The following is a 21,614-nucleotide window of genomic DNA, read 5'->3' as shown; positions in this document are numbered from 1 at the left end:
TAACTTCATAAAGATATGCTAAACATCCACAATTTGTCGGTTTCCTTTGGAGGCACCTACTTGTTTGAAGAAGTCACTTTCAGAATGGGAGCAGGCGATAGGGTAGGATTGGTCGGAAAAAACGGAGCCGGGAAATCTACGATGTTGAAAATTTTAGCCAAAGATATCGCACCAGATTCTGGAAGCATTGCCACCGAGAAAGACGTTCGGATTGGTTTCTTGCGTCAAGATATCGATTTTGAACATGGCCGAACGGTGCTTGAAGAAGCCTATCAAGCTTTTACTGAGATTAAAGCCATCGAGAAGAAACTCGAAGACATCAATCACCAATTGGTCAGCCGTACCGATTACGAGAGTGAAGCCTATTCTCAAATTATAGAAGACTTGTCCGATTACACTCACCGTTTTGAATTGTTGGGCGGCTACAATTACGTGGGCGATACCGAAAAAATCCTACTTGGGCTAGGTTTCAAACGCGAAGTATTCGATAATTTGACCGAGACTTTCTCCGGCGGTTGGCGTATGCGTATTGAATTGGCCAAGCTCTTATTACAAAATAACGACGTTTTACTACTTGACGAGCCAACCAACCACCTCGATATCGAGAGTATTATTTGGCTGGAGAACTTTTTGCGCAATTATCCTGGCGTGGTAGTGATTGTCTCGCACGATAAAATGTTTCTGGACAACGTTACCAACCGAACCATAGAAATCTCCTTGGGTAAAGCCTACGATTTCAATAAACCGTATTCACAATATCTCGAACTGCGTCAGGAACTTCGCGAGAAACAACTCGCTACGCAAAAAAACCAGCAAAAGAAAATAGAGGAAACACAAAAGCTCATCGATCGTTTCCGCTACAGTGCGACCAAGTCGTCTATGGCGCAGTCACTCATCAAAAAGCTCGATAAAGTAGAACGCATTGAAGTCGATGAAGACGACAATTCGGTCATGAACATTTCGTTTCCGCTTTCCAAAGTACCGGGCAAAGTTGTTATCGAAGCAGAACACGTCACCAAAAAATACGGCGATAAAACTATTCTAAAAGACATCAACCTGTTAGTAGAGCGCGGCAGCAAGATCGCTTTTGTTGGGCAAAACGGCCAAGGCAAATCCACTTTGATTAAAGCCTTAGTTAACGAGTTTCAATACGAAGGGCAAATCAAGCTTGGGCATAACGTTCAAGTTGGCTACTTTGCCCAGAACCAAGCAGAATACCTCGACGGAGAAGTCACCTTGCTCGAAACCATGGAAAGTGCAGCTTCAGACAGCAACCGCATGAAGGTGCGCGACATGCTTGGGGCGTTTTTGTTCCGTGGCGACGACGTCGAGAAGAAAGTGAAAGTGCTTTCCGGAGGCGAGCGCAATCGTTTGGCCTTGTGTAAATTGTTGCTGCAACCGATCAACGTTTTACTAATGGACGAGCCGACGAACCATCTCGATATCAAATCTAAAAACGTACTCAAAGCGGCATTGCAGAAGTTTGAAGGTACCTTGCTGATTGTCTCTCACGACCGCGATTTTTTGCAAGGCATGTCGAACATCGTTTACGAATTCAAAAACCAGAAAATCAAAGAATATCTCGGCGATATCAACTTCTTCCTTGAGCAGCGCAACCTAGAAAACATGCGCGAAGTCGAAAAAAAGGAGGTTGTCAAAACACAAGCGCCAAAAGAAGCGGTCAAAGTTTCCTACGAAGACCAAAAGAAAAACAAAGCCTTGCAAAACCGATTGAGTAAAATCGAAAGCCAAATCAAGCAGCTCGAAATCGATATCCAGAACGATGATAAGGCGCTGGCTTCCAACTACGACAAACATATCGAAGACGCTGCATTTTTCATTGCCTACAACAAAAAGAAAAAAGATTTAGACCAGCTCCTCGAAGATTGGGAACAAGTGCAGCTTGAGATTGAGAATGCTTAATTTTAGAAGCTGATCCCGCTATTCATTACAACCTTTTGCGTCGAACCCCGCCACAAAAGGGTTTTCATTGCTATCGGGGCTAGGCATCACGGCTACATTCGCGTGCGCTGTTTGAAACGGGCTTCTTTCTTGCCAAATCACTTCAGGTTCCATCAAAGGAAAAATCCTCGACATGAAGCGATTAATTAACCCATTGCGATGCCTGATCAAACCATAAGTTTTCACCGGAAGCGCACCTACCGAACTCTTAATCTCCAGTGCCGTTCTCGAAAAAATAATCACTTCATAATGATTTTCAATCCCGTAAGCAATCATGTCGTAAAGCATGTTCAGATAAAGCATTTTCTCGCGCTGCAAAGTCTCGTCGTAGCCCAAAAAATAAGTATCCAGGGAATTTCCGTTTTTAATCATGGTGTTGAAACCAATCATTTTCCCATCCAGAAAATAGCCATAAAACAAAAACTGATTTCCGAATAGGCGTTTGAAAGCGCTGAAGTGGTTTTTCTCCAGAAAGAAAGTATTGAACGGAGCATTTTTAGCCACGTGAAAATAGAGCTCGTAGATTCGCTGTTCGTTACTAAGAATATCTTCTAACGCCAACGGTCTTTTCTGTATGCCTTGTGCCTTTTTGTTGGCGCGCTTGTATTGGTCACGGTATTTTTTGTGCAACGAGGCTACATAGTCTGCAACGCTGTTCCAATCCTTTCGCATATGGAAAGTCATATTCGGTTGTGTACTGAAACGATAAAACGGCTTGAATTCCGGTGTGTCGAATAAAGCAATTTCACCTGATTCAAAATCTTTGTAGGTAATGATGTGTAGCGGTTTGCCTTTCGACCGGAACAAATCCTCTAAAGCCTCGGTGGCCTTATGAATTGTTCTCAAGGCTTGAGTAATATCACAATCTCTCAAAAGTAGGAAAGCATTCTGACCAGTAAGCATATTATTACCGATAAACAACACATGCGAAGCAAAATTCCGGAACACAAAATTTCGCACATAAGTTTTCATACATTGATCGCGCTCACCAAATGACTCCAATTGGTTCAGGTCCAGAAACTGCGATAAAGCAATGCCGATGAGTTCTTCTCCATCAAATAATCCGATAAAATGGCAAGTCATATTGGTCGGAGCAGATTCCTGAAGTACTCTAAAGTAGTTGCTGCTCAGGAAAACATTTGTAGCGGCTAACTGATCCCATGGTTCGGGAAGCTCGCTGGCAGAAGCGTATAACTTAAAAGAATATGGGTTCAAACTGTTTTTGCTAGGCCGTTCAAATATAGCCATTTCAGGTAGAACTTGCCGTCGTTGGCATTTATTTAACGAATGCAAAAAAAATCCCGTCAACTATAAGCCAACGGGATGGAGTAATTTTTTGAAACGAAATTATTGCCAAGCGCAAATGATGCCGCCCATAATCGTGAAGCAAACTGTCCAGAAGCCGCCGCTAATCAATACATATTTGAAACTTCTTCTTTCATACAACGCGCTGGTACCCACCATCGGAATGGCTAGAAACAAACCCGTCATAAAACCATGCAGTGCGCCGTGTTTGAACGTACGGAACGCCGAACCATAATCCGCCATGAATTCGGTGTAAGAGGCTTTAGCAACTGCCGGATCGCCGCCAATCATTCCTAATGCGCCCCATTGGTGAATCGTCAGCATTTGAATGATAAAGGCAATGAAAAAAGCGTACAGCACTGAAAGCCCGAAAATCAGGGCCATGTTGCTGCCTTTCATTTTTTCTTCTGTTGTACCAGATTCACGCATCCAAGTATTCCCGAAAACTTTTGGGTGATACCAAATAAAACCCACTGCCAAGGTCGATAAAGCCGCGACAAAAAGTGCTAAAAAATTAATTTCCATGTTTTTTCGATTTAATTGTTAGTATCTCAAAAGTACTTTTTTTTCTGTAACGGTGGTTTTTTGATTGTCTTTTTCAGTTTAATGATGTTTTTTAAACCGGCTCAAAATTTTATTATTGTAAGAAAATTATACTTTAAAATTAAAAAAATGTGCATTTCATCGATTTTATTTGCACATTATCGATTATGCTTCTACTTTTACACCAACAAATCAACCTAATATCATTTGTCATGAAAAACTTAGCTACTTTAATCTTGTCTTTTGTTGCTTCAGCATCAATGTTGGCTAACATCTCTAATTCAGAGAAAGAAGCCCTAGTAAAATTATACAAAGCTACAAACGGAAGTCAATGGACCAACAAATGGGACTTGAACGCACCGGTTGAATCATGGTACGGAGTAAAAATCGTCGGCGATAAAGTAATCGGTCTGAGCCTACCCAACAATCATTTGGTCGGACAATTGCCCAGCGAAATTGGTGATTTGGCGCATCTGCAAAATCTTAACCTGTTCAAAAATGATATTTCTGGTTTGATTCCTTCAACCATTGGCAACTTAAAGCAATTGAAAACCTTGAATATCGCTTTCAATAAATTGTCTGGAAGCCTGCCTGCAAATTTAACCAACGCAACAGCTTTGGTGTCGATTGAGTTGTTCATGAATCGCTTGACAGGTGAATTGCCAGCTTCTATCGGAAACCTACAAAACCTTAAGACCTTGTCTTTGTTCAACAATGAATTGACAGGTACAATTCCAGCTACCTTGTACACCATGAAATCGCTCAAAGTATTATTATTGAGCAGCAACAAACTAACCGGCAGATTGGATAAAGAAGTGGCAAATTTGGCTTCACTTGAAAACTTGAGTTTATTCGAAAACAATATGGAAGGCCAAGTACCATTCGATTTGGAGAAATTGAATCACCTGAAAGAAATGAATATTTCCTACAATATGTTCAGTGGCTTAGTCTCTAAAAACTTAGCCCAACTTGACACTCTCAACATGACGATGATCAACGAAAAAGGATTGGCTGTCAACTTGACTGTAGTCGATAGAAATTCGGCCTACGCCAACGAAGATTAACGGTCAACCCTTTCTGCCCCACAGAAAATAGTCTCAAAACAAAACCACCTTCACATGAAAAAAATTACCTTACTGTTTTTAACAGCGGTCCTTTCTATGCCTGTTTTGGCCAGTGTTTCGCTACCTGAGAAAGATGCTCTGATTAAGCTTTACATTGCCACCAACGGCAGCCAATGGAAAAACAAATGGGATTTGAACGCGCCGGTATCTAAATGGTACGGAGTGAAGTTAAGCGATGATAAAGTGATTTCGGTAGATTTAACCAACAACAATTTAGTAGGCGAGTTGCCAGCCGAAATCGGGAACTTGGTGTACTTACAAAAACTGAAGTTGACTAGAAATGCCATTTCCGGCACTATCCCACAAACCATTGGGAATTTGAAGAGCCTTAAAATCTTGAATATTTCTTTCAACAAACTTACGGGAACAATTCCAACAACCATCGGCCAGAATCAAGATCTTATTTTACTCGAATTGTTCATGAACAAGCTCTCTGGTGCCTTGCCGAATGAAATAGGAAATCTTAAAAAATTAAAAAAGTTATCGCTGTATAACAACGAACTGCAAGGCTCGTTACCGCTTTCGCTCTATCAAATGCGCTCGTTGAAAATACTGTTACTCAATAGCAACAAATTTTCCGGGAAGTTGGAAAGGGAAATATCAAACTTAAACCAACTCGAAGTATTCAGTTTGTTCGACAACAATATGGAAGGCCAAATTCCTTTCGACTTGGAGAAACTCAACAAGCTCAAAGAAATGAATATCTCTTATAATATGTTCAATGGGCCGGTATCGAGAAACCTTTCCAAAATGGATTCGCTCAACATGACCATGCTCAACAACGAAGGTTTGGCAACCAATCTGAAGGTAATCGATAAGAATACCGCACTCACCAACGAAGAATAAATAGTTTTTTATAGTTAATAATTGTTTTTTGTAATTAAAATTAAATTGGGTTAAAAACCGCCGATGGGAATTGGCGGTTTTTTTTATTTCAAAAGTTCAGAAACAGTTATTCAAACAAATATTTTTACCAATTTAACTTGCGGTTGTCAATATTGGTTGTATATTTGCCCTCGAAACAGCGCGGGATAGAGCAGTAGGCAGCTCGTCGGGCTCATAACCCGAAGGTCACAGGTTCGAGTCCTGTTCCCGCTACTAAGGTAAAGCCTTAAAAATCAAACGGATTGTGTACGCAATCCGTTTTTTTATGGCTGCTATTTCGCTATTTTTACAGAACGTACACGGTATCGTACACGTTTTTACCATGAAGCACCACTTTTCAGAACCTAAAATCTTCACTGGCGGGGTAGCAATTTCCGACTGGAAAAACCTTAGTAAAACTGAGCAAGAAGAAGCACTGAAAAAAGATTGGTATCTGTATTATTCCTTCCGCGATCCTAAAACTGGAAAACTCACGCGGCAACCCAACATCAAAGCTGGAGCAAATAAGTTCAAAACCAAAAATGAACGTTTGTCAATCCTAAAATCGCTGCAACGCAATTTGCAACTCTTGTTGGATAGAGGATTCAGCCCGTATGCCGATAATTCGGAATTGGAAAAACAGTTGTTGCAAGGCTTAAATAGTGATGTTACGGTTGAAATTCCCGCAAAAACGGTATCTAAAACGACAGAAACGACTATTCCAACGACTGTTGCAACGAACATTTCAACAACTGTTGCAACAAATGAAAAGAGCATTCCAGATGCCTTTCAATTGGCATTGAATATCAAAAAGAATATTTTAAGCGCGACTTCATTTCCTAATTTCTCCAGCAACACTAAACGTTTTCAGCGTTGGCTTTTTGAAAATGGTTTCGAGAATAAAACTATCGACACCATCAACAAGAAAACAGTTATTTCATATTTGAATACTGTTTTAGATAATACAAGTGCGCGCACTAGGAATAACACAAGAATTGATTTGAGCACTTTATTCCAAACATTGGAAGACAACGAAATCATCAACGAGAATTTCATCAAGAAAATCAACGTGCTTAAAGCTACGCCCGAAAGAAACAAAACCTATACGCCCAGCTTACAGCAAGATATTTATCAGTATATGGAAATACATGACCCAATATTATTGCTGTTTGTGAAATTTATTTCCTATAATTATTTAAGACCAATTGAAGTTTGTAGGCTCAGAGTAGAAGATTTGGATTTGAAAGACAGAAAGCTCTATGTGAAAGCGAAAAACATTCCTGTGAAAATTAAGATCATTCCCGAAATTCTGCTGAATGACCTGCCGGATTTGTCCAAAGCGAATAGAAACGACTTCGTGTTTACGCCCGAAAAAATCGGTGGCAGATGGGAAACCAACGAAAAGGACAAACGCGATTATTTCTCCAAACGTTTCAAAAAGGTAAAGGATTATTTTGGGTTAGGTAAAGATTACGGTTTGTATAGCTTTAGACATACCTTTATTACCAAGCTGTACCATGAGTTTGTGAAAACCATGACCCCAAATGAGGCTAAAAGTAAATTAATGCTTATTACCGGACATGCAACGATGGTTGCTTTAGAAAAATACTTGAGAGATATTGACGCGGTTTTGCCGGAGGATTATTCGGAGTATTTGTGAATTCTGACCAGAAATAAATTTTCAAAACAGCATTCAGTATAGCACGACTTTTTGAAAAGCAAATGGTTTTTCTGTGAAGTCTTTTTAAATGGGTTCTAACGGATAAATTTTTTCTTTCAATAAGATTGGTAGAAAATCTTTTGCAAATATGAATGTTGCTTTCAATCAGGTATTTGTAATTTTTCAGCCCGTCAGTATAAATTGATTTGGCTTTTGATATTCTTAAAGAGGTTAGAACAACATTCAATGTCTTGTTGGTTCTTCGGCCAATATTAAAACTGATTACATTTTTGGTTTCGCGATCTAGGGCATAAACAATCCAGATCGGTTTTTGTTTTTTTCGGATGTAAGTTCTCATTTCATCCACTTCATAAGTTTTCCGATAGCTGATGATAGGTTGGGTAATTGTTTTTGCAATATCAATTATTCTTTTTAATAACGTAGTGGTTGAAATGCCCAACATCTGTGCCGTGCTTCTAATGCCCAGCCCTTCTTTAGTAAGCCGCACTATGCTGTTATTTGTCTGTGGATGACAGGCGAAATTACAGTAATAATCGATACATCTCTTATGACAGTTTTTGCAATAAAATTGTTGTTTCAGGTTTTTAGTATGACCATTTCGCACTAAATTTTTAGTACTACAATGTGGGCAAATTTTAGTATCACTAATTTTGAAACATCTGGTCATGATAATACTCTTTTTAAATGGTTTAAGGGTAAAAAGGAATCATAAAAAAAGACGAACCTAATAGCTCGTCTTTATAAAGTTATTCTTTTTTTGTTTGTTTTTCAAAGAGTTATGTTTTAAAAGTGGTTTGTCACTAATTTTGAAACACTACCGTCATCACTAACTTTGATACATTACCACATTACCGACTTTATGACTTTTTATGCCATTTTAATCTTCAATTAGTTTGTCAATATTAACAATCTTTACATGAGGAACAAAATACATATCATCATCAATATCATTATCCCTTATAAGTTCATTTCCTTCATTAAGATGAATGCTCGAATCTTGATTTTTTATAAAATTTAAATATCCAATCATTTCTTCTATTCCTTCATTATCAAGAAGGATGAAAATACTATCTTTTGATTTCTTAAAACCTTGAATTGTTATCATAATTTTTTATTTTTTTGTTACTTCTTTTTGTCTTTTATCCATAATTTCTTTTTATTAGGAACGTTTTTAGGTTTTGGATTAGGGTAATTGACATCTACATGAGGTGCTTCTTTTCTTCCTTTTTTACCTACTTTACCTGGGTCAACGTTATATGAATATTTTGATTTTTTGTTTTGATAAGCTTTGTTACCAGGAGCAGATGGTTTAGCCTCAAGTTTTCCTTTTTTTACTTGTTTATCCATTGCTTTGCCCACTTGCTTAAGAGTTTTGTTTTTAAATTGATTGCCTAACCCTGGGTCTTTTTTCAGGAAATTAACGGCTTTATTAAATAGTTTTTTAACAGTACCACCACTAACTACTGGAAGTAATGCTCCAGCAATTAAAAAACCAGTGTCAGATGCTGAGGCATCAGTTCCATCAATATGTTTAGGCTTACCATCATACATTCCAAGTACACCACGAGTTACTGTTGTTACAGCTACAGCTACATCATCAACATCTGTCCAGCTTAATAAACCGCTAATTGGGTCATCATCACATGAAGGGCATCTACCATCTGGGTCATCAAAACTTACTGGATTGTTATAACCATATCCGTATGGATTTAAATTATCTGTATTATATATTCCACCACCGACTTCGGCATCATTAATAATTGCCATATAAACTTCCTCTTCATCATCTGGGTCTACATCTAAATTATCGTGAGCAAATTTCAAATCATTGAATAAAGGGTCTATCTGTGTCCAACGCCCAATATCTGGAGAATAATTACGCCAACCATAATCATAAACATTAAGCCCTAACTCATCTTGAAACTCCTTTCCGTTGTATTTATAGTTGTACGTCGATTTCATATAAGGAGGAGCCGGTTTTATCGCAATCTCTTCATTTTCTTTCTCGTAAACATTCTTTGTAGAATTATAATTGGTATGCTTGAGTCCGAAAGGATAATAATGGTTTTCTTCGAGTATTTTAATTTGTTCTGTCTTCGGGTCAAAGCCATAACTCATTCTTACATTCCCAAGATGATCAAGATAATTATATACGTAATTATACCAGCCAGAACGTCCAGTATTACCTTGGTCACCTGAATCTACATTAATCACATAGTTGACATATCCTTCACTGGTTGGAAAAAACTGTAATGTCTGGTTTTTATATTGGTAGCCGTCAATGAAATCAATTGTGATTAGTTCAGTAGTTGTAGCAATCTCTTTCTTTACTTTAGTTCCCGCTGTGTTATAAGCGTATGTAATAGTATTACCTGAGGAAAATTTTATTTTGATTGGCTGATTTAAGTGATTATAAGAAATCTCAATTATGTCCTTATTTTGGTCTGAAGTCATATTCCCTAAATCATCGTATGTATAGTCATCCTGATGGTCGATACCTGAACTGTCATCATCAAATCCCAACGAACTATTTGTCGAATCAACAACTTTCATCAATTGATTACTTTTTCCTTCATTACCATAAAAATAATTGAGGTGATCAATTTGGTAGGTGTCTCCCTGTGCATCAAGCCCTCCAAATCTATCTAGAGATTTAATATTCCCATTCTTGTCATAGGTCAAACTTTCATTATAATTGTTCATAGTGGCCATGCCCGGTTTATTATATACAGCGTTCAACAATCTGTTAAGATCATCGTATTGATAACCGTACTGCCGCTGAATATTATCTGAAGACGTACGCCAGAATGTTTCGGATATATTACCGTTATATAGAGGTTCTATTCCATTGATGATGTTTGAAGGGTTGTCATATGAAATCTTAAATGCAAAGAGATCTATTGGATCACCGTTTACCATCAAATTGTCAATGTCATTTATTGCTGTGAGCCATCCGCGAATGTTGTAAAAATAGTTAATATGCTGATAGCTGTTGGCTGCACTAGAATCTTGCCCACCAGTCTTCTTGCCTATTAGTTTTCCTAGGTTGTCATATTCGTTATAAGCAAGTAATTCCTCCGGGAGGTCGTTAATTTTGTGAGTTACAGATAATAGACGGTCTTGTTGAGTATACGAAAAACTTTCTAATGTTTTTAAATTGAGAGCATCAGGGTTTCTTTTATGATTTGTTTCAATATATAAAGGTTTACCTAGAAAGTCTAATTTAGTGTCCGTAATCGTATTACCTCCAAGATGATTCTTTTTACAGACTCTTATCGGTCTCGCTTTTCTGTCGTATAGAGTATAAGTTGTTTCTGCCATAGGAACGAAACCATCTTGCATCGAGATTCTTTGCCATGTACCAGTAGGTAATCCTTTGCAATTGGTTAACTTTTCTTGACTAAAAATATTCAAGTTCAAATCCTCTGAGGATGGTCCATCGGGGAAGTTATAATTATCATAATAATTAACTGATAGCAATTCGATGTCAGTAACAAAATGATCATTTGTGTAATATACGTCAACGTTATCAATTGAGTTCGGCGTGTCAATTTTAGTTTCAAATAGAATCGAGTCACCATCTCTATTTTGTTGAAGCCTTAATCGGTTTGCTGAATCTACCCTATAATTATGCCATCCAGTATATATAACTCTGCCAAATATGTCATACTTAGTAATCAACCAGCCTAGAGAATTTTCGCCTAAAGGGTCGTAAGCTGGTCCAGTAGCAACCACCCTATCAAGTTTATCATATACAATACATTCCCAATCTTTTTTTCCCGGAATTTTCTTTTCTACTAATCGGTTGCGATAATCATATTTGTACTGGTAGCATAAGGCGTTAAGTTGGTTATTATTATCGGTTAAAACATCATTTATTTGAACCTTTGGCGGGATTACAAAGCTTAAATTTCCATAAACATCATAAACATAGTAAGTATCATGAACTTCTCCATCATTATAAGTCCGTTTTAAAACTACTTGGCCTTCATTGTTTATAAATTCTTCCGTTGTGTGATTATTTCCCTGTGTTGGCTTCCAATTCTCGTCCTTTATAATATTCTTGTAAAGTGTATTTGGATTATAATATTTACTTGTTCCCTCTTTTAAAATAGCATCATAGACATTATAACTAGCGTACCATGAAGTTTCAGCGGTGAACCAAAGTACTTCACTATCAGTATTTGTATTGTATTGATATTTTATTGTGTTATCACTGTCATCGGTTAAATGCCCCTCCCATGAATCACCAGGAGCCGACTGTTTTAGAACTCGGTTCATTGCTGAGGATTCATAATGTTTTTTACTGAACGGAATCTCTGTATAGTAACTTAGCGTATTATCAAGCGATGCGTCATCAAATTTCCCTGTTTCTCCTCCGACATATGGTAGGTATTCCATTGCTTGTCTTCCGAAGCCATCGTATTCGAGATGAGTTATAATGTCATGAGCATTGTTAGATTGTTTGTGATTATTTATCTGAAGTGGTCTGCCTAAACCATCATAATATGTTATTGTCGATGAAATTTGGTCATCTGTTGGATTTTGGATTGATGATGATGTAGGGACTTTATAAGTTTTTGTCTCTATAAAATTCTGAGTCAATGACTGGCTAGAAGCTAGCAAAGGGAATATAGCGATAATTATATAAACCGAATTTCTCATTTTTTCTTCTTTATTGTCTATAATTGTAATGCTGTTCGGTTAATAAATTTCCCTGCGAATCTTTTATTGATTTAAGCCTGTTCATATCATCATAATCATAAAAACGGGTCATGCCTTTTGCATCTGTGACAGAGGTGATGCCTACTAATGGCTTATAGGTATAGGCACTAATCATTACATTTGCGTCTGCCAAATCAATATACAACTGATTAAAAAAACTAAGCAGGTTTGCTTGACTGTCAGCAAGTGCTGATAATTGTGTAATACTGCTAGTTAGACTAGTTGGGAGGGTAATGTCTCCTTCAATCTTCAAAACTGGCAGACTGTGTTGATACCCCCATACTATAGATACAATCTTTCCTTCACTGATATATCGTATTAGATTTCCATATTGGTCATATTCATATTCGATTCTTCTTTCAGGATCAATTCCATTTAAAAAGTTGCCTTTTTTTGTATACACAAATTGAGGAAGAAAGTTGAAAGTGTTCCCTAATGCTCCTGGAAACATACCATATTCTGTTTTTGCCTCAGAAACTTGTTCGCCCGCTTTGTAGTATATTGTCTTTAGGGGAACACCAACAATATTTTCACTAATAAGATTGCCTACCTGTGGCTCATTTGAAGATTCGACATCCTTTGCATAAAAGTATTTCGTCTCTGCTGTTTCTCCAGTGGAAAGAATGTTTCTTTGACTCGATAATTGGTTGTGAATTTGTGGGTTTAGATAGTCAAAAAAGGTTTTATTTATTTTTTGGTTACCGCTAAAAAATTCAGTCTCTTCAGTCTCGATAATCCTATATTCCGAATCCAGTTCTTTGTAGGGTTTAATGACGTATAAGTCCTTTACTGCTTGAATTTCTGCAGGATCTGTGGGGTTTAAATCATAGTTGTGTAAATCAAAATTAATAGAGACGTTTTTGTGAGGGGCGACAACAAAACTTGCAGGATGGTTCGGATTGACATCAAAATGGTTGCCGTCACTGGTTAAAAGGCCGCGATATTGCTGGTAATTATTAACTGTTGACTTAATAACAATATTACTTGCGTTGAAATGATGTTCCTCTATCATTTTTTCTTTGGTTATGTCATCACCAAGAGGCACTCTTGGATACATGGTCTGATTCAGATTTATAGGTGCTGAAAAATTTCTTTTGGTTTTATAATATTCAGATCCATTAATGACCTTTTCATATATCGTGGCATAATATACAGGAGTTCCAAATGAAGGATTTAGTGAATTATAGAAACTTGTCGAGTATCCTATAACGGTCTTTAATGTTGTTTGCCCATTATTTGTGGTTTGGACTCTTCTTTTAGATTCGTTAAATGGGGATAATGCCAAAACACCTGTAGAATAGCTGTTATCATCGTTATAACTATATTCCTTTTCAAATGCAACACTATTACTCTTATCATAGGAAATCATCTTAGAAACCCTAATTCCTCCGATTTTCAAATTGGCATATTGGCTTGGGGGTAAATGATAATCTTTTTGAAATCTTGCAACAAGTTCAACGGAACCCTCAGTTGTGCCCGAAAATTCCATTTCGGTTTCAAATAAATAGGTGCCTGGAACCAATACTATCCTGCCTCCTGAATCACCCGTGATTGTATTAAATCCAGGAGCGCCGTCATCAGGGCCGTACTCTAATGCCATAGTTGGGCACAAAAAAGGTGTTCTGTAATTTAAATAATCGTCAGGATTACCATTTGCATATGCTGCGAGAGCATTTCTTATTGCTGGAATGTAATTATTATAATTAGATAAAACTCCATTTAGAGGTTGTGGCATAACAAATTGAGGAGGGTAATAGGGATGATAATTACAATCGCTTCCTTCTTTCGATATCTTTATTGTGATATGCGTATTTGTCCTTTCTGCAGCTATTTTATGGCTTATGGTTGCAGCTGTAGGATATTGAAAAACAAACGGTCTTGCGGTATGTTGATATTGAGGAACGGTTTGCGGGTTGCCTATTTGCCCCGTGAGTTTCCATCTGAATTCGTGAGGGTTCATTTCAACGTTTTCGTAGTATTCTGAACCAAAAAGATTTTCTGTTTTTATCTCATTTTGCTCGTATTCAATTTCCGTATATCCTCTTGTAGGGTAAATGATTTTTTTTAAAGCACCTTTTCTAGTATAATTGAAATTCGGATTTAAATCTGCAATAGCCCCATTAGTAATGCCAACATTTATTGCTCTAGTATTTGGAGCTCCATTGTAATAGCCGAAACGATCCTGACTCAAAGGTTTAGTGGCTATTGAATTGAAAAAAGGAGGTAAACTATCTTGATCATAATACTCAAAATTATAGAATGGTTTATTATTCTTTTTTATTTCGGTTAGAAGATCCCTATGTCCTAGGTAAGTGAATTGGTAATTTTCAATCTGTTCAGCAAGATAATTCTTAGCTGTTATGCTCTGATACAACAGTCGCCCATTAATCAAGCTGTAATCAAACATAACTACACCCGTTGAAAACGAAATTTTGTCCAGAATTTTAGCTTTTAAATGTGTTTCGCTGTAGTATTCCTGATAATTTGGCGCCACGTAATTATTTCCTACAAGATTTACAGAACCTGTTGCATGGAAATCATAGCTTACAATATCTTCATCATTATAACTTATAACAACTAGCTGCTGGTTTGGAAATTTAACTTCAGTTAATAACCACGCTGTATCAATGCTATTTTCGAGAAACTCCTCATTTAATTGCGGAACTGTGTACTCTTTGGCAGAAAAAGTATACTCTGTACCTTTCGAATCTGTTACCACAAATGAGTCAATTATATTCGGTCTCGATAAATTACGTGTTATTCTTACCTTGTTGTCATGCTGTGATAGATAAACTGGATTGTAATTTTCGTCAAGTTTAAATGAGAAGCTAATTCCATAAACGCTTACAGTATATTTATCAGCTTGTGAATCCCATACTCCTGCATAGAATTTGTCCCTCATATCTGTAAGGGTCATATTACCCGTGTTCATGTAATCATTAATTATCGCCCTCTTACTCTCTGTTCCATAATAACCAAACTTACTTTCGTCAGGTAGCCCGCGCACCTCTCTATTAACAACTCCAGTTGCTAATAATGTCCATCCTAGCCCGGTCATTGAAGGCTTGCCCTGAAGTAGAAGCCCACTGTAATTGTAGCTCAAAGAGATATTTAAAGGCTCACTCATTGGAATTGAAAATAGAGGGATTGAATAATTCATCTGACCAGTAGAGCCATTACCATTACCTATCATATCAAATCTTCCAAGATTAGAAGATTCCGGTGCCGATGGAAATATTTTTTGTGAGGTATCTGGATATGTGGTACTTTGTGAATAAAGCGTTGATTTTATAAATACTAGAAGTAAGAGTATTATAATCTGTTTTATTTTGGTGCTAACAAACATATTTACGATAATTAATTTTTTAATTCTTCATGATTTTAATCCCTTCGGTTCTTTTATCGGTTTTAACATTCAGAATGTAAATGCCCATCGGATAGGAACTCATATCTAATGGAATAGTTCTACTAGAAATTTCAAACTGTTTTAGTATATGACCAGATAAATCAACCAATGTAGCATTTCCTTTTTCATAATTATAGCCAATAATGATATTGGTGTAACCGGATGTCGGGTTTGGAAAAGCTTCTACTAGTCTTTGTGTAGTCCCTTTTTTATCCTTGTCTTTGAGTTTAACGACCCAAAAATCACTTGAACCATAATTTTTTTCCTTATCTCCAGAAGGTTTTGAGTTTGGAAGCCTATTGTCTCCCATTCCAGTCAAGCCATCTAGTAAATCACCACCATTGCCTCCTCCTAAAGGAGAATTATTATTAAGAAGGTTACCTGTGGAAGTACTCATACCCATTTTTATGCGTGAGTCTGGGCTAGCCTTATTAACTGTCTCATTGATTTTATCTGTAATTTTGTTTACCTTCTCTTTATAGAAATTATTGATTTCGTCATTGAATTCTCTAACATAATCGTTTGCTGAAGAAATAGCATCTTCAACCGCCTTGACTTGCTTCCCATTGCCAATACTCAACCCAGAAACAGAAGTGTTAGTTTTTTCATATTTAGAAGATAAACCATTGCCTCTTTTGGCAGAATTAGAAGAACCGGCAAGTAAGTACCCTCCATCCCTAGTTTCAATAGCTTTCTTTAAAATATCTTCACCAGAACTACCTACCGATCTTCTCCAAAATTCCTCACCATCTTCCTTAATTTTAATCCCAACAAAATCGTTAATTTCTCTGTCGTCAATTTTATTTTTACTTACTTCGGTTTTAGCAAAACCACCTAAGAGGATTGTATGATCATCATTTTCAACTAATGAGGTCAATATATCAGTTTTGCCAATATCATAAGTTTGTTGCCATAGATTATTGCCGCTGCTGTCTAGCTTGACTATCCAGAAATCGATTCCGCTACCATTTCCAATTTTTTTAAAAAAGGAACTATCCGAATCAGAATTTCCACCAATTAAAAAACCGTTATCATAAGTTTGGTGAATAGCATATAGCTGATCATCTTTATTTCCTCCGAGCGTTTTCTGCCATTCAATCAACCCCGCCTTGTCAAGTTTTAAAATCCAATAATCGCCAATTCCCATGTTGCCCTCTGATTTAGCTCCAGAACTTGGGGAGTTGGAATATCCGCCTACAATATAACCACCGCCATTGGTTTCTTCGATACTTCGTAATTCGTCAAAGAAGGCACCCCCATATGTTTTTTGCCACTCAATGATGCCATCTTTATCTAACTTTATAATCCAATAATCAAGACTGCCATTACTGTTGTCAGCTTTATCTCCTGATTTGTCAGAATCAGATGATCCACCCAGAATATAACCTCCGTCTTTTGTTTGACAGATACTTTGCAATTTCTCTTGGCCACTACCTCCAATGGTTCGTTGCCATTGCTGTCCACCTCCTGCATTTAGCTTAATAACCCAGAAATCGTCAAATCCCTTGCTGTCTTCTATCTTGTGAGCACTTTTATTAGAGTTTGATGTGCCGGCCAATATAAAGCCACCATCTCGGGTTAGTCGTATACTTTGTAGAAAATCAGTGCCACTACCTCCAAAACTCTTTTGCCATTCTAGTTCACCATCTTCGTCCATCTTCCATATCCAATAATCGAGATCTCCTTCATTGTCATCAATTTTGTTACCTGAATTCTTAGAAAGAGAGCTTCCAGCAAGGATAAAACCGTAATCGGGTGTGGCTTGAGCATCCATGAGATAGTCCGCGTGTCGTCCGCCGAGAGACTTTTCCCAAAGAATATCCTGACAGAAACCAATACTTGGAAATGTGAATAGCAGAAGGATGCAACCTGTTTTTTTAAGTGAAGTGAAAATATTTATCATGAGCTAAAAGATGAAATTTCTGTCATTTTATGAGTTTTACTAAAACTCATATTCAATTTACGTAGGCAATTTACTGATAAAAAGCATTAGTTGGATTCAGTATTTATACTACATTTTGTACGTATTTATACGTAATCTTCTATTGTATTTCTCCTTTATCTAAGGAATATGTCAAATTGGGAATTGTAGTTTTAGTGTAAAGAAAGTTCAAACCAAATTGGAATATGATCTGAAATTTGCCTAGCTTCTTTAAGCGAAGAAAATTTATCGTAAAAGTGAATTGCACCCGATTTAATTGGTTTTATTTTATTGGAGTCATAAAAGATATTATCAAATTCTGAAGCTAGACAGTCCTTGCCTTTGCATTCATTTTTTAGAGATGTTTTTTGTCCGATAAATATTGATTTGTATCCCATTTTCTTCAATGGATTGAAAACCGTATGCGACTGTGGACAATTAAAGTCTCCCACAAAAAGGATATTCAATTTTTTGTATTCCGAGGGTAAAAACTTAAGGTATTTTATTTCGGTTTCAGGCTGTTTACTTTTTGTGATAGCATGGAAATTAGCTATTGTAAATTGTTTTTCGTCAACTTGAAAAGTGCAAAGAAATGGCTCCCGATCAATTTCTAAGTGATATTCTTTTTCTAACCAAGCCTTACCAATTTTCCTAACTTTAGCAGTTTTCCAAAGAAAGGCATAACGTTCTGTTTTGTATGCACTGCTGGAGGTCGGGTCACTAACAACATAATCCCATTTACTTCCTTTACGGTTAAGCTCATCCGCAAGTTTTGCAATAGCTTGCACACCGCCATTTCCTGCCACGACTTCTTGAACGGCAACAATGTCATAATCTCTTGAAACATTGGCGATAAACGCTATAGTTTGAGCGGATTTTGATTTGCCGAAATCTTCAAGATTCCATGATAGGATTTTGGTTTGACAGTAAATGCTGAAAGAACAACAAATGGCAATTAAAGTGATAAGGTTTTTGAGCATTTGTCCCTGATGTGGTTAAGTTAATCTTCCCAGCCACATAAAGTCAAGCCATAGGATTGTGCTTTACTTTTAGTCACTTTTATTACCTCATGTTTGCAGGCGTTCAGACCACGGCATGATTCTTCGAGATGGTATTTTTTAGCACCTGTTTTTCCACAAATGAATACTTCTGTTTCGAGACTTCGAAAAGAAGTAGTGGCTATTACAATGAGAACCAATAAAAATTTCTTTATCATGTTTGTTTATTTACTGGTATCGGAAAATAAAAGTAGTTAATTAAGGTTGTTTTTTGATACGAAATTCTGAATTAACTGATCCATATTTGATGGAATGTCTGCATTTCTGATTTCGTATCGTTTCACCTTCATTGCCTTGAACCAATTTCCCCAGTAAGCTTTAATGACTTCTTCTTCATAAGGATTTTTGGGGTCAGGATGAATTCCTAAAACTAAAACCTCCAGATCAGATAAGTCATTGTTGGCTTTGATAAACTCTAATTTTTGGCTTCTCATTTTCTGGCTCCAATCGGAGGTGTTTAGTCCATTAGTTCTAATAACTTCAGGCGTAAGATAGGTGGTTGCGTTGTTCTCTTTGATTTTGGAGTCTTTATAATATATGTAGCCATCTGTCAGTACAATTAGAATGTTTCTGTAGTTATTCTCAATGCAATAATCATTCACTTTATTTTGAAAAAACTTCCATGTATCCGAACCAATGTAGTAATCGTCATCAATGGCTAACTGATATATTTTCAGAGGTTCTGAAGCATAAGTTTTTTTGATTTTATCGATGAACTCTTTTGAAACATTGTTTTTGTCAACAGCTATTTTTAGTGCTTTTGATAAGGCATTAATTTCTGGGTTCAACGGAGCAGGATCAAAGAAGAGCTGCATTTTATCATTGACTTGGCGCACTTTCTTATTCCTCAAATGATTGGTAAAAGCTTCAGCAACGGAACTGATGTAGCCCACATCTCGAAGGTAATATTCCATGGATTTATTGGGATATTTCCTCGGACTTATTCGGTCAGAAAGATCCAGAAGAATACTAATATTGAGATTGTTTGAGTGATCTTTCACGGCTGGAATTGCAGGTGCTACTTCATCATTTTTACAAGAGAAAAATAAAGTAACAGTAAGGCAGACAATTAATAGGTTTAATTTTCTCATGATGTCAGTTTTTCGAATAAACCAGATGTTGGTAATCTGGATCCACCAAATTCAATTCTTTTAAATGTTCAGTGGTGAGTTGTTCGCAGTTTTCGAGCAGTTCTGTTTTTTGTTTATGAGGTAGTGCAATTTCAGTATTGATGGCTTGATACCAACCTTCTTTGTATTGATGGTGGTAATGCAAGTATTCCTTAACTGGAAATACAAATCCATCAATTTTATTTTGCAACAAGGTTATGGTTCCATTGATTGTAATGCTTTGCTGTTTAAAGTCATTGATTTTATTATCATTATCCTGTTTTTGTTTTTCAAGATTGATTAGTTCTTCATTTTTGGAGCGGATGAATACCCTTATCTTATCTAAATTCTCGTATTCTTTCATCACAAAATCAAAGACCAATCCCCAGATAATGTAAACCACAAAACCGGCAAAGATGATCATCCAAAATTCAGATTGACCCAAAGCTATATTCAAGTTGTATGGTAAGGAATCAGGAGTTTTATTATACTCATAGATTTTTCTTTCTATTTGATAGGCTAGTAGTCCGTCAAACAAAAAAGTGGTAATGAACAAGGCAATTATTCTAAGGACATTTTTGACGCCTTTGCCTTTTTGGAGCATATGAATTACATAGCCTAATCCCATAAAAACAAAAGGAATCGTAATCACTAGAACGCCTTCCAACCAACTTGCTTTGAAAGAATTGGTCAAGGCATTTGCATCAAATATTGCCGCCGATAAGCTGTCATCGGAGAACTCTTTAAAAAAGGCAGAGTAGGAAGCCGATACATAAAAAACCAATAGATAGAGAGTGATGGGCAACAAAACGACCAACCCCACATTGAATTGTGCTTTGAGTCCTTTTCCGTGTTCTATGAATTTGTCGGGATTGTGTTTGACCTCAACAATATCACGCTTAACCTGATTAATGTTTTCGTTGATTTCCTGCTCTTTTTTCTCGTAAACTCCAATGGCGGTTTCGCATTTTCTGAGTTCAGTTCTATTTTTTTCTTGTTCTTCTCTAAAGGGCTGTTTTAACCGGTCTTGTTCCAGTTTTTGTTTGCGGCATTGGTCTTCAAAACTATTATATAAGTTTTGTAAACAGGCCTTCAAGACAATTGGCTTTCCGCTGGCTTTAACTGAGGCCGCGAACCCACTTTGATAGTAAGTAATTCTAATTTGCTCTCTGTCTTCTTCTACTTCCACAATAGCATTTTCTTCAGGCTGTTCTATTTTTTTGAGACTGAATAGTTGTTGTAGTGATTTCATCGCCTATGCCTTTAAAAGATTAATTATTTCTTCTTTTTGAATTCCTTTTTGCACACAATCAATGAGATAATTGGCCAAATCATCAATGTTGTCATCCAGAAAATCAAACTTTTTGCAATACTTTTTTAAAGTAGCCAACTCGTCATCGGTGATTTTTTGATCTGCCCAGATGATTCGCGTCAAATCATAGAGATACTCAATCCTCATGTTTAAATCTTCTGGAATTGCTGATTGATGATCGACAGGATTTAAAAACAATCGGTCTAATTCTTCTCTTGGAATTCCTCTGTCATCAGCCAGATGATAAAGCATTTGCAGTTCTAAAATATTAAATGAATCATCGGTTAATGCCATCTGATATAATCGGAGAAAATGACTTTTCAATTCAATAGTCATGATGTTGCTTTCCATTTTTTTGATGTTTTTATAGTAGTGCTTTGAATATGATTCCGCCTAGGCTGATGTAGAGAACAATTAATAATAAGCATCCACTCGATTTATACGATTTTCTGTAAGACACCCCGGGAATTCCTGTTTTTACAGAAAACCCTTTGGAGCTAATACTTCCTGACTTGGTTCTTAAGCTAGGTGAAATGCCAGAATTACTTATGTTTAACCCTAAGCCTTTGCCGAGATTAATCCTTTTTTGGAATCTAAAGCCCAT

General features: G+C 36.8%; 16 protein-coding genes, 1 tRNA gene and 1 pseudogene. 5 read left to right on the top strand and 13 right to left on the bottom strand.

Translation table 11 applies throughout. From position 1 onward, the window contains the following. Positions 1 to 15: 15 nt before the first annotated feature. Positions 16 to 1,923 carry a ribosomal protection-like ABC-F family protein gene (abc-f, locus tag G4D82_RS00615; RefSeq protein WP_166333352.1) on the top strand — a complete coding sequence of 636 codons (1,908 nt, stop codon included), beginning with the start codon at positions 16 to 18 and terminating at the stop codon, positions 1,921 to 1,923. Positions 1,924 to 1,941: 18 nt separating this feature from the next. On the opposite strand, the gene G4D82_RS00610 is transcribed toward abc-f, so the two are convergent. Next, positions 1,942 to 3,177 (bottom strand): GNAT family N-acetyltransferase, encoded by a 1,236-nt coding sequence (locus G4D82_RS00610; protein ID WP_166333351.1) that lies wholly within the window; start codon positions 3,175 to 3,177, stop codon positions 1,942 to 1,944. Between the two features lie 132 nt (positions 3,178 to 3,309). Continuing rightward, positions 3,310 to 3,792 carry a DUF1761 domain-containing protein gene (locus G4D82_RS00605; protein ID WP_166333350.1) on the bottom strand — a complete coding sequence of 161 codons (483 nt, stop codon included), beginning with the start codon at positions 3,790 to 3,792 and terminating at the stop codon, positions 3,310 to 3,312. A 230-nt stretch (positions 3,793 to 4,022) separates the two neighbouring features. On the opposite strand from G4D82_RS00605, the gene G4D82_RS00600 reads away from it, so the two are divergent. From G4D82_RS00600 to G4D82_RS00585, 4 genes are all read left to right on the top strand, one after another. Next, positions 4,023 to 4,874 (top strand): leucine-rich repeat domain-containing protein, encoded by an 852-nt coding sequence (locus G4D82_RS00600; protein ID WP_166333349.1) that lies wholly within the window; start codon positions 4,023 to 4,025, stop codon positions 4,872 to 4,874. Between the two features lie 54 nt (positions 4,875 to 4,928). Continuing rightward, complete coding sequence (locus tag G4D82_RS00595; protein WP_166333348.1) at positions 4,929 to 5,780, top strand: leucine-rich repeat domain-containing protein; 852 nt, start codon at positions 4,929 to 4,931, stop codon at positions 5,778 to 5,780. Between the two features lie 179 nt (positions 5,781 to 5,959). Then, positions 5,960 to 6,032, top strand: a tRNA-Met gene (locus tag G4D82_RS00590). A gap of 52 nt (positions 6,033 to 6,084) precedes the next feature. After that, positions 6,085 to 7,458, top strand: a complete 1,374-nt coding sequence (locus G4D82_RS00585; protein ID WP_166333347.1) for a tyrosine-type recombinase/integrase — start codon at positions 6,085 to 6,087, stop codon at positions 7,456 to 7,458. A gap of 7 nt (positions 7,459 to 7,465) precedes the next feature. On the opposite strand, the pseudogene G4D82_RS00580 reads toward G4D82_RS00585, so the two are convergent. The 11 genes and pseudogenes from G4D82_RS00580 to G4D82_RS14550 all read right to left on the bottom strand — a co-directional run. Further along, positions 7,466 to 8,146, bottom strand: a pseudogene (locus G4D82_RS00580) (IS1 family transposase); the annotation flags it as partial. A gap of 210 nt (positions 8,147 to 8,356) precedes the next feature. Further along, on the bottom strand, positions 8,357 to 8,584 hold the full coding sequence (locus G4D82_RS00575) for a hypothetical protein (RefSeq protein WP_166333345.1): 228 nt from the start codon (positions 8,582 to 8,584) through the stop codon (positions 8,357 to 8,359). Positions 8,585 to 8,601: 17 nt separating this feature from the next. Further along, positions 8,602 to 12,144 carry a DUF6443 domain-containing protein gene (locus G4D82_RS00570; protein ID WP_166333343.1) on the bottom strand — a complete coding sequence of 1,181 codons (3,543 nt, stop codon included), beginning with the start codon at positions 12,142 to 12,144 and terminating at the stop codon, positions 8,602 to 8,604. Between the two features lie 10 nt (positions 12,145 to 12,154). Beyond that, complete coding sequence (locus G4D82_RS00565) at positions 12,155 to 15,550, bottom strand: hypothetical protein (protein WP_166333341.1); 3,396 nt, start codon at positions 15,548 to 15,550, stop codon at positions 12,155 to 12,157. 19 nt (positions 15,551 to 15,569) lie between these two features. Continuing rightward, positions 15,570 to 17,513 (bottom strand): T9SS type A sorting domain-containing protein, encoded by a 1,944-nt coding sequence (locus G4D82_RS00560; RefSeq protein WP_235924276.1) that lies wholly within the window; start codon positions 17,511 to 17,513, stop codon positions 15,570 to 15,572. 191 nt (positions 17,514 to 17,704) lie between these two features. Then, positions 17,705 to 18,511 carry an endonuclease/exonuclease/phosphatase family protein gene (locus tag G4D82_RS00555; RefSeq protein WP_166333339.1) on the bottom strand — a complete coding sequence of 269 codons (807 nt, stop codon included), beginning with the start codon at positions 18,509 to 18,511 and terminating at the stop codon, positions 17,705 to 17,707. 20 nt (positions 18,512 to 18,531) lie between these two features. Then, positions 18,532 to 18,747: a hypothetical protein gene (locus G4D82_RS00550; protein WP_166333337.1), complete on the bottom strand. Its 216-nt coding sequence runs from the start codon at positions 18,745 to 18,747 to the stop codon at positions 18,532 to 18,534. Positions 18,748 to 18,783: 36 nt separating this feature from the next. Then, the gene (locus G4D82_RS00545) at positions 18,784 to 19,680 is read right to left on the bottom strand and encodes a hypothetical protein (RefSeq protein ID WP_166333334.1); all 897 of its coding nucleotides are present in this window, start codon (positions 19,678 to 19,680) and stop codon (positions 18,784 to 18,786) included. Between the two features lie 4 nt (positions 19,681 to 19,684). Then, entirely contained in the window at positions 19,685 to 20,950 is a 1,266-nt protein-coding gene (locus G4D82_RS00540) for an ABC transporter permease (protein ID WP_166333332.1), read from the bottom strand. A gap of 3 nt (positions 20,951 to 20,953) precedes the next feature. Next, complete coding sequence (locus tag G4D82_RS00535; RefSeq protein WP_207788109.1) at positions 20,954 to 21,361, bottom strand: hypothetical protein; 408 nt, start codon at positions 21,359 to 21,361, stop codon at positions 20,954 to 20,956. Positions 21,362 to 21,374: 13 nt separating this feature from the next. After that, entirely contained in the window at positions 21,375 to 21,614 is a 240-nt protein-coding gene (locus G4D82_RS14550; protein WP_166333330.1) for a DUF4236 domain-containing protein, read from the bottom strand.

It is taken from the genome of Flavobacterium lotistagni, from assembly GCF_011392125.1.
GTDB lineage: Bacteria > Bacteroidota > Bacteroidia > Flavobacteriales > Flavobacteriaceae > Flavobacterium > Flavobacterium lotistagni.
This window is presented reverse-complemented; position numbering and strand designations above follow the sequence as displayed.